This is a genomic window from Amycolatopsis sp. lyj-346 (assembly GCF_046548975.1).
In the GTDB taxonomy this organism is placed as follows: domain Bacteria; phylum Actinomycetota; class Actinomycetes; order Mycobacteriales; family Pseudonocardiaceae; genus Amycolatopsis.
Map to the genome: position 1 here is coordinate 1400364 of NZ_JAJPWT010000001.1, position 12288 is coordinate 1412651.

General features: G+C 71.0%; 15 protein-coding genes. 6 read left to right on the forward strand and 9 right to left on the reverse strand.

The features are described from left to right. Positions 1-13 precede the first annotated feature (13 nt). Complete coding sequence (gene gndA / locus ACLJQE_RS06895) at positions 14-1453, reverse strand: NADP-dependent phosphogluconate dehydrogenase (protein WP_410638126.1); 1440 nt, start codon at positions 1451-1453, stop codon at positions 14-16. Positions 1454-1593: 140 nt separating this feature from the next. Then, positions 1594-2514, reverse strand: coding sequence for an MBL fold metallo-hydrolase (locus tag ACLJQE_RS06900; protein ID WP_410638128.1), 921 nt, complete (start codon positions 2512-2514; stop codon positions 1594-1596). A 233-nt stretch (positions 2515-2747) separates the two neighbouring features. Between ACLJQE_RS06900 and ACLJQE_RS06905 the strand changes: the two genes are divergently transcribed. The 4 genes from ACLJQE_RS06905 (at position 2748) to ACLJQE_RS06920 (ending at position 5988) form a co-directional block, all read left to right on the forward strand. Beyond that, positions 2748-3611, forward strand: coding sequence for a helix-turn-helix domain-containing protein (locus ACLJQE_RS06905; protein ID WP_013222333.1), 864 nt, complete (start codon positions 2748-2750; stop codon positions 3609-3611). A gap of 100 nt (positions 3612-3711) precedes the next feature. Beyond that, positions 3712-4563, forward strand: coding sequence for an SAM-dependent methyltransferase (locus ACLJQE_RS06910; protein WP_410638130.1), 852 nt, complete (start codon positions 3712-3714; stop codon positions 4561-4563). Beyond that, positions 4535-5383 carry an SAM-dependent methyltransferase gene (locus tag ACLJQE_RS06915; RefSeq protein WP_410638132.1) on the forward strand — a complete coding sequence of 283 codons (849 nt, stop codon included), beginning with the start codon at positions 4535-4537 and terminating at the stop codon, positions 5381-5383. The genes ACLJQE_RS06910 and ACLJQE_RS06915 overlap by 29 nt, the downstream gene beginning before the upstream one ends. After that, positions 5380-5988 carry a class I SAM-dependent DNA methyltransferase gene (locus ACLJQE_RS06920; RefSeq protein ID WP_410638134.1) on the forward strand — a complete coding sequence of 203 codons (609 nt, stop codon included), beginning with the start codon at positions 5380-5382 and terminating at the stop codon, positions 5986-5988. Before ACLJQE_RS06915 ends, ACLJQE_RS06920 begins: the two co-directional genes overlap by 4 nt. 65 nt (positions 5989-6053) lie before the next feature. Here ACLJQE_RS06920 and ACLJQE_RS06925 read toward each other — a convergent pair whose 3' ends face one another. Continuing rightward, positions 6054-6308: a hypothetical protein gene (locus tag ACLJQE_RS06925; RefSeq protein WP_410638136.1), complete on the reverse strand. Its 255-nt coding sequence runs from the start codon at positions 6306-6308 to the stop codon at positions 6054-6056. 4 nt (positions 6309-6312) lie between these two features. Then, on the reverse strand, positions 6313-6477 hold the full coding sequence (locus tag ACLJQE_RS06930; protein ID WP_410638138.1) for a hypothetical protein: 165 nt from the start codon (positions 6475-6477) through the stop codon (positions 6313-6315). 311 nt (positions 6478-6788) lie between these two features. Here ACLJQE_RS06930 and ACLJQE_RS06935 point away from each other — a divergent pair, with 311 nt between their 5' ends. Then, positions 6789-7043, forward strand: coding sequence for a DUF397 domain-containing protein (locus ACLJQE_RS06935; RefSeq protein WP_103341780.1), 255 nt, complete (start codon positions 6789-6791; stop codon positions 7041-7043). 174 nt (positions 7044-7217) lie between these two features. Here ACLJQE_RS06935 and ACLJQE_RS06940 read toward each other — a convergent pair whose 3' ends face one another. The 5 genes from ACLJQE_RS06940 to ACLJQE_RS06960 all read right to left on the reverse strand — a co-directional run bounded on the left by ACLJQE_RS06940 (position 7218) and on the right by ACLJQE_RS06960 (position 11681). After that, positions 7218-7766: a hypothetical protein gene (locus ACLJQE_RS06940; RefSeq protein ID WP_410638141.1), complete on the reverse strand. Its 549-nt coding sequence runs from the start codon at positions 7764-7766 to the stop codon at positions 7218-7220. Beyond that, positions 7759-8901 (reverse strand): hypothetical protein, encoded by a 1143-nt coding sequence (locus tag ACLJQE_RS06945; RefSeq protein ID WP_410638142.1) that lies wholly within the window; start codon positions 8899-8901, stop codon positions 7759-7761. The genes ACLJQE_RS06940 and ACLJQE_RS06945 overlap by 8 nt, the downstream gene beginning before the upstream one ends. A 24-nt stretch (positions 8902-8925) precedes the next feature. Continuing rightward, entirely contained in the window at positions 8926-9318 is a 393-nt protein-coding gene (locus ACLJQE_RS06950; RefSeq protein ID WP_410638144.1) for a FixH family protein, read from the reverse strand. Next, the gene (locus ACLJQE_RS06955) at positions 9315-10682 is read right to left on the reverse strand and encodes a hypothetical protein (RefSeq protein WP_410638146.1); all 1368 of its coding nucleotides are present in this window, start codon (positions 10680-10682) and stop codon (positions 9315-9317) included. The genes ACLJQE_RS06950 and ACLJQE_RS06955 overlap by 4 nt, the downstream gene beginning before the upstream one ends. Positions 10683-10826: 144 nt before the next feature. Continuing rightward, entirely contained in the window at positions 10827-11681 is an 855-nt protein-coding gene (locus ACLJQE_RS06960; protein WP_410638148.1) for an alpha/beta fold hydrolase, read from the reverse strand. A gap of 54 nt (positions 11682-11735) precedes the next feature. On the opposite strand from ACLJQE_RS06960, the gene ACLJQE_RS06965 reads away from it, so the two are divergent. After that, positions 11736-12287, forward strand: a complete 552-nt coding sequence (locus tag ACLJQE_RS06965) for a CGNR zinc finger domain-containing protein (RefSeq protein WP_410638149.1) — start codon at positions 11736-11738, stop codon at positions 12285-12287. Position 12288 lies beyond the last annotated feature (1 nt).

Genomic DNA, 12288 nt, shown 5'->3' on the forward strand with positions numbered 1-12288 from the left:
CCGCGCACCTGCGTCAGGCGCCGGACTCCGGGCGGCCGTCGGCGGCCCAGGCCGTGTGGAACGAGCCTTCGCGGTCCACCCGCCGGTAGGTGTGGGCACCGAAGAAGTCCCGCTGACCCTGGACCAGCGCGGCCGGCAGCCGGTCCGCGCGGAGGCCGTCGTAGTAGGCCAGTGCCGTCGAGAAGCCCGGCGTCGGGATGCCGAGCTTGACCGCCGTCGAGATCACCGAGCGCCACGAGTCCTGCGCGTCCTCGACCGCCTTGCGGAACCCACCCGAGGTGAGCAGCGTCGGCAGCTCCGGCTCGTCGGCGTAGGCCGAGGTGATGTCGTTGAGGAACTTCGCGCGGATGATGCAGCCGCCACGCCAGATCGAGGCGACCTTGCCGAGGTCGATGTCCCAGCCGTACTCGGTCGCACCCGCCTGGATCTGGTTGAAGCCCTGCGCGTACGCGACGACCTTCGACGCGTACAGCGCCTGCTCGACGTCGTCGGCGAAGCGGTCCAGCGCGGAACCCGAAAGCGGCGCCGCCGACGGACCGCCGAGCCCGCGGGCCGCCGCACGCAGCGACTTCGACCCGGACAGCGAACGCGCGAAGACGGCTTCGGCGATGCCCGAAATCGGGACACCGAGGTCGAGGCCGATCTGCACCGTCCAGCGGCCGGTGCCCTTCTGCTCGGCGGCGTCCTCGACGATGTCGACGAACGGCTTGCCGGACGCGTGGTCGACGTGCGCCAGCACGTCGGCGGTGATCTCGATCAGGTAGGAGTCCAGCCGCCCGGTGTTCCACGTGCGGAACACGTCGGCGATCTCGGCGGGTGCGTAGCCGCCCGCGTGCCGGAGCAGGTCGAACGACTCCGCGATCAGCTGCATGTCGGCGTACTCGATGCCGTTGTGCACCATCTTGACGAAGTGGCCGGCGCCGTCCGCGCCGATGTGCGTGCAGCACGGCTCGCCGTCGACCTTCGCCGAGATGTCCTCGAACAGCGGGCCGAGCGACTCGTACGACTCCTTCGAGCCGCCGGGCATGATGCTCGGCCCGTGCAGCGCGCCCTCCTCGCCGCCGGAGACGCCGCTGCCGACGAAGTGCAGGCCACGCTCGCGCAGCGCCTTCTCGCGGCGGCGTGTGTCGGCGAAGTGCGCGTTGCCGGCGTCGATGATCACGTCGCCCTCTTCGAGCAGCGGCGCGAACTCCTCGATGACGGCGTCCGTCGGACCGCCCGCCTTGACCATGATCACGACCTGCCGTGGCCGCTCCAGCGCGTCGACGAACTCCCGCGCGGAGTACGCCGGGATGAAGTCGCCCTCGTCGCCGAACTGCTCCACCAGCGCGCGGGTCCGCTCCTCGGACCGGTTGTGCAGGGCCACCGTGTGACCGTGCCGGGCCAGGTTGCGGGCCAGGTTGCGGCCCATGACCGCCAGGCCGGTGACCCCGATGCTCGCCTTCTTGCTCATCCGAATCCTTCCGATGTCTCGCTCGATTCACCCTATGCCACAGTGCGGCGCAGCCGCTCCGTTGAGGGCGGTGGTGGGGGCATGGATGGATAGTCCGATCGACGCCTCTAGGGAGGCCACGGAGGAGCAGCTCACCTAGTTCAGGAGAAGCAGCGGATCGGGCCCTTGTTGAACGCCAGCATGTCGGTGATCGCCGCCACCAGGTCGATCTGCGCGCCCCATTCGGCGCCGTCGAGCTCGGCGTACGCGCGGTGCAGGTTGCCCGGCAGCCGCTCCTGCTCGCTCAGCGACGCGAACTCGCCCAGGTCCGTCTCCTTGGCCAGTTCCAGCGGGGACAGCCCGGCGGCCTTCCCGCGCTCGGCCGTCCGCTGGACGAACCCGAGGTATTCGTCCACCTTGTCCACAATGTCCAGTCCGCACGGCCCGCCGTGGCCGGGCAGGAGCACTTCCGGCTCCAGTTCCCGGATGACGTCGAGGCCCTTGCGCCAGCCGGCCACCGAACCCATCAGCGCGAACGGGCTGCCGCCGTGGAACACCAGGTCACCGGCGTACAGCACGCGCTGCGCCGGCAGCCAGACCAGGACGTCGTTGGTCGTGTGGGCCGCGTGGCCGGGGTGGATCAGCTGGAGCTCGACGTCCCCGGCGTGGACCGTGAGCCGGTCGTCGAACACGACCTCCGGCGGCCGGGACTTGAGCTCACCCCAGTCGCTGCCGACGAAGACGCCCTCGAACGTCTGGATGCCCTCGGCGACCATCAGCTCCCGCGTCTTGCGGTGGCCGAGCACGGCCGCGCCCTCGACCAGGTAGTTGCCGTTGGTGTGGTCGCCGTGGTGGTGGGTGTTCACCAGCGTCGTGACCGGGCTGCCGGTGGTCGCTTCGACCGCCGCGAGCAGCGCGCGCGTGCGGCGCTCGGTGGAGCACGTGTCGATCAGCACGGTGTGGTCGCCGGCGTCGACGAACCCGCAGTTGTTGATGTACCACGAGCCGTCCGGCTGGACGTAGCCGTGGACCTGGTCGGCCAGCCGGGTGACGGCGGCGGCGGAGGGCGAGCGATCGGTCACGGGGTCACTATGCCCGAGGGCGGGCTCCGCCGGTTGGTGGAAAAATTACGAATTCACTGGTCCAGCCGAGTGAAGACACCGGTGACTGGCATTCCACGGCGTTTCCTGGAACGCTGCGCGGTGTCATCATCGAGATCCGCAAGGTGAAGCACTAACCTGGGTGGGTTCGATAGTTCGCGCGCGACGGCGGCCACCGGCCTCGTCGCTTGGTAGTGGTCCGGGAGAGCAGGGCGATGGCCAGCACCGTCACCTCGCGCCGGAAGCAGCTCGGGAACGAGCTCCGGCATGCCCGCACCGCGGCGCGGATGACACAGCAGCAGGTCGCCGAGGTCCTCGGCTGCACCCAGGGCAAGGTCAACAAGATCGAGTCCGGTGCCGTCGGGGTGAAGCTCGGGGATGTGCGATCGATGCTGAACGCGTTCGGGATCAACGGCGAAGAGGCCGACACCCTGATGAACCTGGCGCGGGCCGCCGCCGGGCAGCGCGGCCACTGGTCCGGCTACCGGTCGGTGGTGCCGCACTGGTTCCGCACCTTCACCGACCTGGAGCCCGCGGCCGCGGAGATCCTCACCTGGCACGGTGAACGCATCCCGGGCCCGCTGCAGTCCGAGCACTACATGCTCAAGCAGTTCACCGAGGCCGGCGCGACGGACGTGACGTCGCTGGTCCGCAACCGGCTCGACCGCAAGGCCGTGTTCGAGCAGCAGCAGCCGCCCTACTACCGCTTCATCATCAGCGAAGGCGCGCTGCGCCGGGCACCGGGCGGGTACGCGCCCGCGGTGATGCTCGACCAGGTCGAGCACCTGCTCTCGCTCGAAAAGCACCCGCGGGTCTACGTGCACGTACTGCCGTTCGGTGCGCGGCTGGCCGCGGTGCCCAACGACTTCACGATCATGCGGTTCCCGGACCGCACGCGCGACTTCGTCTACATCGAGCACTCCGCGGGCGGGCTCTACCTCGACGACGTCAAGGACTTCAACATCTTCGTCGACTCGTGGGACAGGCTGCGCGGAGCCGCGCTGGAGCGCCAGGAGACCCGGCAGTTCCTCAAGGAGCTTGCGGAGGGTTACCGCGCCCAGATGCAGCAGCTCCAATAGGGCGAACGGCCGCGTGAGGTGTCCCAGGTCGTGAACAACTGTCGGTAGAGTGGGTTTGTTGCGCTCGAAACCACCGGAAGTGCCGCCCGAAGGGGACATCGTGGACCCCGACTTCCTCCCCGACGTCGTCGACCTCGACCGGCCGAACATCGCGCGCATCTACGACTGGGCCCTCGGCGGCACCGCGAACTGGGCGATCGACCGGCAGTTCGGCGAACAAGCCGTGCAGGCGTTCCCGCTGGCGAAAACCCTCGCGCGGCACAACCGCGGCTTCCTCGGCCGGGCCGTGCGCTACTGCCTCGCCGAAGGCATCACGCAGTTCCTCGACCTCGGTTCCGGCATCCCGACCGCGGGCAACGTGCACGAAGTGGCCGACGACCACGTCGACGACAGCCGGTGCGTGTACGTCGACAACGAGCCCGTGGCCGTCGCGCACGGGCGCATGCTCCTCGAGGAGGCAGGCGACCCCGAACGCCACGCCGTGCTGCACGCCGACCTGCGCGACGCCGGCGAGGTCTGGGAAGCCGCGCTGGCCACCGGCGTGCTCGACCCGGACCGGCCGATCGGCCTGCTGACCGTGGCGGTGCTGCACTTCCTGCCCGACGTCACCGGCGTCCGCGAAGCCATCCGCGCTTACCGGACGCTTCTGCCGCCCGGGTCGGCGTACGTGCTTTCGCACGCGACCGAATCCGGCGTCGAAGGCGACGAGCTGGCGCAGATCCGGAAACTCGTGAAGCTGTCCGAGCGGTCGAGCTCGCCCGCGGTTTCCCGGTCGCTCGCCGAGATCGCCGCGTTCTTCGGTACCTTCGACGTCGTCGAGCCCGGGATCGTGCCTGTGGGAGAGTGGCGCCCCGAGCCCGGCGCCGCCACGGTCCCCCTCGCGAGCGTGGTCGGCGGTGTCGGCCGCAAGCCTGGAGGACGCAATGACGACGCAGGACCCCGAAGCCCCTGAAGGCGTGGACCTGGACCGGCCGAACGCGGCCCGCATCTACGACTGGTTCCTCGGCGGCGACGCCAACTGGGCGATCGACCGCCAGTTCGGCGAGCAGGCGGTCAAGACCTTCCCGATGATCAAGACCGTCGCGCGCGCCGGCCGCGACTTCCTCGGCCGCGGTGTGCGGTACCTGGCGCGCAACGGCATCGACCAGTTCCTCGACCTCGGCTCCGGCGTCCCGACGGTCGGCAACGTCCACGAGGTCGCCACGGCGGTGAACCCGGACGCGCGGTGCGTGTACGTCGACAACGAGCCGGTCGCGGTGGCCCACTCGCAGATCCTGCTGGAGAAGGAGGGCGTCGCGGGGCGGCACGCGGTGCTGCAGGGCGACCTGCGCGACCCGGCCGACATCTGGAAGCGCGCGTTCGACACCGGCGTCCTCGACCCGAACCGCCCGATCGGCCTGATCATGGTCGGCGTCCTGTACTTCCTCGGCCCCGACGAGCCGGTGGCCCAGACCATCCGGAAGTACCTGTCGCTGCTGCCGTCCGGCTCCTGCTTCCTGTCCTCGCACCTGACGAGCGACGGCATGCAGGACATGGCCGACGCGGACAGCCGCGAGACGATCATGAAGCAGTACAACCAGTCGAGCACGCCGCTCCACCTGCGCACCCGCGAAGAGTTCACCTCCTTCTTCGAAGGGCTGGAGCTCGTCGAGCCGGGCATCGTGTTCCTGCCGGAGTGGCACCCGGAGGAGATCCAGTCCAGGGCCACCAAGAGGCTCTCGAACGACCCGTCGTTCGTCGGCCACCTCTGCGGCCTGGGCCGCAAGCCGTGACCGCGGCCGCCTACGACGCGGTCGCCGTCCAGTACGCCGAATTCGCCGCCGAAGTCTGGGACGACCACCCGCTGGAACGGGCGGCGTGGACGGCGTTCGCCGATTCCGTCCGCGGCCGCGGCCCGGTCGCCGACCTGGGCTGCGGTCCCGGTCACCTGACGGCGCACCTGCGTTCGCTGGGGCTCGACGCGTTCGGCGTCGACCTGTCCCCGGCGATGATCTCGCTCGCCAGGGCCGCTCATCCGGACCTGCGGTTCGAAGTGGGCTCGATGGCGGCGCTGGACCGGCCGGACGCGTCGCTCGCCGGGATCCTGTCGTGGTACTCGGTGATCCACACGCCGCCGGTGGACGTGCCCGGGTACTTCGCCGAATTCGCCCGGATGTTGGCCTCCGGCGGTCACGTTCTGTTGGGGTGCTTCGAATCCCGGGGCGGGCCGCTGACGTCGTTCGACCACAAGGTCACGACGGCCTACTGCTGGCCGCTGGACGAACTGGCCGGGATCGCGGCCGAGGCGGGACTCGTCGAGGTGGGGCGCGTGTACCGCGAGCCGGGTCCGGACGAGCGGCCGCTGCGGCACGGCAGCCTGCTGCTCCGGAAACCGTAGCCACACCCGAAAAGAGCCCGGTTCCAGCACGGAACCGGGGCTCTTTTTCGTGGTGGTGCGGCAGTTCAGGCGCGCGAGCCGATCCGGCCGCGCATCAGCGGCGCCAGGTCGATCGCGGCTTCCAGCGGGCGGGTCGTGCGGACCCCGTCGGCGTGGCGCCGCAGCGGGAGGTCCTGGTCCGTCGCCCAGGTCGTGGTCTTGCGCAGCGGCGCCTGGATCAGGCTGAAGCCGAAGCGGTTGCGCAGCTCGGTCCCGATGCCCCGGCGGCCACGGTGGTCTTCGTCCTCGCGGCGGAAGAGCGAGTTCACCCGGACGGCCATTCGTCTACACCCCCAGCTCTCGTCGCGGAGCTTCGGCGTTCCGCGGCGGAAACGCCTCCACATCCCTGGTCCGGACCAGCTCGGTCGCGGCCGCGGCAGCTTCCCGTCCGGAGACGGCGAGCCTGGTCACGGCGAGCGCGCCGGGTGGCGCACTGTCCTCGACGATCACGCTGTTCCTCCCCCATGAGGTCCTGCGGTGGCTTGGCTTGGTTCGTGCACTGGTCTTCCGGCACGGGGCCGTTGAACACTTCGGCCCGTGTCGACGACCGCCCGTCGCGAGCAGGCAGTCATTCACCGACACCAGCGCCCCGACCGATGCGATTAATCCTACTCCTGGAATAATCTTCATGTCGAGGCCGTACCCAGTTGATCACCCGCTTGGCCCTGTGGCTTGCTCCATTGAGACACTGAGTAGCCGGGAGCGGATGCCTTCGACCAGGTCACGACCGCGCCCCCCATCGATCCTCGGAGGTACGACCCATGGCGGATTATCCGTCGTTCGCGGATTACGATCCGAACACGGCCGTGACCCTGTTCGAAGAGGCCGCCTGGGAGAAGTCCTTCGCCAGCGAGCCCAACGGCGGCAGCTGTGTCGAGGTCAACCTGGGCTCCGAAGGCCTGATCGGCGTCCGGGACACCAAGCTCGCGACCAGCCCCGTCTTCGTGTTCGACACCGCCGAGTGGGAAGCGTTCCTGATCGCCGTCAAGGCCGGCCAGTTCGACCTGCCCGCCTGAACCCGGGCCCGTGCCGGTGACCGCGATCACCGGCACGGGCCCGGTTGACCCCGGACCGTGCCCCGGCCGTGCCTCGAGAACCAAAATGGCGAAGGCCCCCTTCTCCGTCCTCTGCGGAAAAGGAGGCCCTCGGCGGCCACCGGAATACGTCCGGGACCGGATGTGAGCCGAATCTCACCCGATTGCCGGAAGCTCCCCGCCACGCAGCCGGCTGCGCGTCCGGCGCCAGGCCACCACGACGAGCACCACCAGCCCGATCAGCGGCAGTGTGCTGATCGCCCAGCTCACCCCCATCGGCGGCCCCGGCTGTTCCAGCACCGGCAGCGCACGCAGCTCGCCGGTACCGGCGCCGGCGGGGCCGTCGACCGCGAAGCGGAGCGTCCACTCCCCGGGCCGCGGCATCGAGCGGACGTCGAGTCCCCACACCTCGAGCTTGCGTGGGTGCCGCACCAGCGGCTGCTTCCGGTTCTGCCCGCCTTCCGGGTTGACCATGGTGAGCGTGCCGGACTTGCCCTCGATCCCGCCGTCGGGGATGAAGGTGAAGTCCAGCGACTGCATGGCTTTCAGCGGCCAGGTGCTGAACCCGACGGTCAACCCGTAGGGCCCGGCCTGCACGCGCTCGGTGTGCACGATGTTGACCGGCTCGTAGGCGTTCGCCGTCCCCGCGGTGGTGGTGAACAGCAGCCCGGCGACCGCGGCCAGGACGAGCAACCTCTTACGCATCGGCGGTTTCCCCCTTCTTCGCGGGCGCCAGCAGGCAGAGCATCCCGCCGAACCGCCACCCGGCGAACCCGCCGAGCAGCCCCAGTGCCGCGCTGAGCACGGCGGTCGTCGTCAGGTACCAGGCCGGCGGCACGTGCGCGCCGGTGTAGAGCAGCGTCCGCTGCAGCGGCAGGCTCAGTCCGAGCAGCAGCCCGGCGATCCCGCCGGCGACCACGGACACCCGGCCCGCGCGCCACCCCCGCCGCCGCCCGGCGAGGTACACCAGCTCCATCAGCGCGGCCACCGGCAGCAGCGCCATCGGCGTCAGCGACGGCATGGCCGGTACCCCGGAAACCGCGTCCCGCAGCGGCAGGCCGACCAGGTCGGCGTACGCCTGCGCGGCCCACGGCGAGAACCACCAGAACACCGCCTGCACGGCCGCGACCAGCGCCGCGGTGCCCACCGCCCCGCCCGGACGGCGGAAGAACCCGGCACCGACGGCGACCAGCAGCACCGCCATCATCGACGTCCCGATCGCGACGGCGTCGGCGTAGTCGTCCGGCACCTGCTGCAACCCGAGCGCCAGCACCGGCCCGAAGGTGAGCAGCACGGCCAGGGACGCCAGCGTGCCGAGCCGGCCCCAGCGGTGCTCCCGCGCCGCGGCGAACACCGCGGTCGTGCCGATGAGCGCCACCGTGATCGACAGCAGCAGCCCGATGTGCGGCGGCGAGTCGATGACCGCGTCGAAGCCGTAGAGCCCGTGCCACCACTGGTCCCACAGCCCGTACAGCAGGAACGCCGCCGCGCCGGCACCGGAGATCAGATAGCCCAGCGGGGCCGCGAACGTCCGGCCGAACACGTTGACCACGCGCCCGCCGATCCGCGGGTCGACCGGCCGTCCCGCCCGCCGTCCCGCCGTCGTCAGCAGCACGACGGCGAGGCTCGCCAGGCCGACGACCGCGCTGCCTGCGTACAGGAACAGGTGCGGCAGGGTGAAGAACGTGTCCGGCCCGACGTCGTCGTGCCACTGGATGTCCCAGGTGAGCCCGATCAGCGACAGCAGCGACCCGCCGAGCACGACGTTCGCCGGCAACAACCCCGTCCGCGCCTGTCTCGGCACCGACGTGGTGCGCACGCCGGATGCGGTGAGATCCATACCCCCTCCTTCTGCTTGCTTGCTTTACTTGACGAGCAACGGAAAGACGACCTGCGCGGGCCCGCCGGGGCCGCGCAGCGAAACGGTGATCTCCCACTGCCCGGCCATCGGCAGCCCGACGTCCGCGGCGCGGAAGCGGCCGGGTCCGTCCGGCGCGGCGGGCACCGGTGGGAGCGCGTGCCCCATCTGCGCCATGACCGGCGCGACCGTGACGGATTCGGGCGCCGGCCCGGTCACCGCCACCGCGAACGTGTTGCCGCCGATGCGCGGCTGTTCCGCGGAGAACTGGACCGTGTACGGACCCGAAACTGCTTGCCGGGCAGCGGGTTTCGGGCCACTGCCGCCCCCCAACAGCCATGCGGCACCGGCCGCGACGAGGAGTGCGACGACGGCGATCGGCCACGTCGGGCGTCTCATCGGCCGGCTCCGGTCGCCGGGACGTCGACCACGGCGGGGATGGTGAGCACGCGGTAGCCGCGTTCGGCCTGCAGCCAGATCCGGTACCGGCCCGGCTGGGCGAAGGTGTAGGTGAACCCGACGTCCGGGCCGTACGCGGCGACTGTCTCATCGGGACGGTCGAGCTGTCCCGCGACCGGCGGGACCATCGCGTGGACGTGCGCCCAGGTCGGTGCCTTCGCGGCGCTTTCGCCGACCGGCCCGGTGATCGGCCCGGTGACGATGAGGTGGCCGAGCATGCCCAGCCACGGCTGGAGGTCCTGGGCGGGGAAGCGCGCGGTGATGGTGGTCGGCGTGCCCGGGCCGACCGTGAGCTCGACCGGGGTGCCGTCGACCGTGCGCGGCCCAGGGCCGGGTGGTTCAGGCGCGGGAGCGGCGGTGCCGTTGAGGTCCACAGTGGACCTGACCAGCTGGACGCCGCCGCCGCGCCGGGCGAGTTCGGCGGCGACGGCGTAGGTGCCCGCTTCCGGATCGGTGACGGTGACGCGGTAGTCGCCGGGGCCGACGCGCACCGGGTGCAGGTGGCCGAGGCGTCCCGACGGCGAGACCAGGACGAGGTGCACGAAGGCGTTGTCGTGGACGAGCAGGTCGTCGACCGGGCGGCCGGTGGCACCGTCGGTGAGCCGCAGCCCGAGCTCGTTGCCTTCGTGGTGGACGGCGAGGTTCACCGGCGGCCGCGAATAATCCACAGTGGACATTTGGGCGTTGGCGTACGGGTCGGTGACGTTGTCGAACGTGGGATCCAGCCGGCTGCCGGGCGCGGGTGGCGGGGGAGTGCTCGCCGACAGCAGTGCGCCGGTGACGGCGACGGCGATCCCGGCGACCACGCCGGCCGCCGGGATCAGCGCGAACGCGGTCCTTTTCGCTCGCACCCCCACGATCAGGGCCAGCAACAGGAACGCGCCCGCGGCGACGAACCCGCCGTAGGTCGCCTTCTCCCACGGCGGAACCACCCGCGCCGGCACGATGAACGGGATCGTGGCCGCCGGTCCGGTGCCGTCGCTCAGCGAAAGCTCCCACGGCCCGGGTTTGTCGACTTGGAGATTTCCCGCGTAGACGCCCGGGGTGGCGCCGAGGACGACGTCGGTGCTCGAATTCGGGACGCCGTCGGCCGCGACGGCGAGGTGCAGCGTGCCGGGCGCGGTGCCCTGGTGCGTCACGACGTCGACCCGCAGCGGCGACGGCGTCGTGTCGACGCGGCGGATGATCACGGTCAGCTCGCGCGCGCCGAGCGTCTGGGCCACTTGGATGTCGGTGCCGCCCGGTGCGCCGTCGGCGTGCGCGGTCCCGCCTCCGGCCGCGATCCCCAGCACGGCCAGCAGCATCAGCAGTGCTGCTTTTGAAAACAGTGCGGCTTTCGATTCGCTCCCCATCGTGAGCCGAACCTAACCGGTGCGGCCGGTGGCGGGCGTCACGGCGGCGAGGGAATCATGGTCCCCGGTTCGGGGGACCCTCGGCCCCGGGGAACCTCAGGGATCGAGGAATTTCCGCAGGTGGGCGACGACTTCATCGGGCTGTTCCTCGGGGAGGAAGTGGCCGCACTCCGCGAGGGCTTCGCCGGTGACGTCGTTCGCGTACTCCTGCCAGATGTCCAGGGTCGGGAGGGTGCCGAGCAGGCCGTTCGCGCCCCAGAGGGCGAGAAGTGGCTGGGTGAGGCGCTTTCCGGCGGCGAAGTCGGCGTCGTCGAGTTCGGCGTCGTCGGGGAAGGAGGCGCGGTAGTCGTCGAAGCCGGCCCTGAGCGCGCCGGGCTGGGAGAAGGCGCGGACGTACTCGGCCTGCGCGTCGGCGTCGAGGGCGTGGCGCTGGTAGGTCCACCGTTCGAAGAAGTAGCCGAGGTAGGCGGCGATGTTTTGCCCGGCCAGGAGTTCCGGCAGGTCGGGCTGGAGGTGGAAGAGCCAGTGCCAGTACGCCTTGGCGGTGCCGGCGTCGAGGCGCTGCCACATCGCGCGGGTCGGCGCGATGTCGAGCACGGCCAGCCGGGTCACCTGGCCCGGGCGGTCGAGGGCCCAGCGGTGGGCGACGCGGCCGCCGCGGTCGTGCCCGGCGACGGCGGTCTTCGCGAAGCCGAGGTGGTCGGCGAGAGCGGCGACGTCGGCGGCCATCGTGCGCTTGTCGTAGCCGGCCTTCGGCTTGTCCGTGCGGCCGTAGCCGCGCAGGTCGGGGGCGATCACGGTGTGCGTCTCGGCGAGTGGCGCCATGACCTTGTGCCAGCAGTGCGACGTCTGCGGCCAGCCGTGCAGCAGGAACAGCGGCGGACCGTCGCCCGCGCGGAGGTAGTGCATGCGGATGCCGTTCACGGTGGCGAGGTTCTCTAACCGGTTCATGGGGTTAGACGGTAGCGCTGCTTCTAACTGTCTTCAAGGGTTAGAGTGGCGGACATGGAGTGGGTCTTCGACGGCGGACGGCCGTGCCTCGACCTCGTCAACACGATGCGCAGCCGGCACGAAGCGGGCGTGGAGCTGCTGACGGGTCCGGACGCGCTGGCCGAGTGGCTTTCGCTGGCCGGGCTCACGACGTGCCCGGTGCCGGTGACGGCGGGCAACGTGCTGGCGGCGAAGGCGCTGCGGGAGGCGATCGATCGGGTGCTGCTGCCGCCCGAGGAGCCGTCGAAGATGGACGTCGAGCTGGTCAACAACGCGGCCGCCGCGGCCCCGGCGCCCCCACCGCGCCTGGCGCTGGTGGGCGGCGTGCTGCGGCGGGAGGTCCCGGCCCCGAAGGACCCGGTGGCGGCGGCGTTCGCGGCACTGGCGGCGGACGCGATCGACCTGGCCACGAGCGACGCGGACGTCCGCATCTGCGCGGCGGACGACTGCGGGCAGCGGTTCTGCGACGCCTCACCCCGCCGCAACCGCCAGTGGTGCTCGATGTCCCGCTGCGGCAACCGCGCCAAGGCCCGAGCCCACTACGCCCGCACCCTCCGCCGCGACTGAC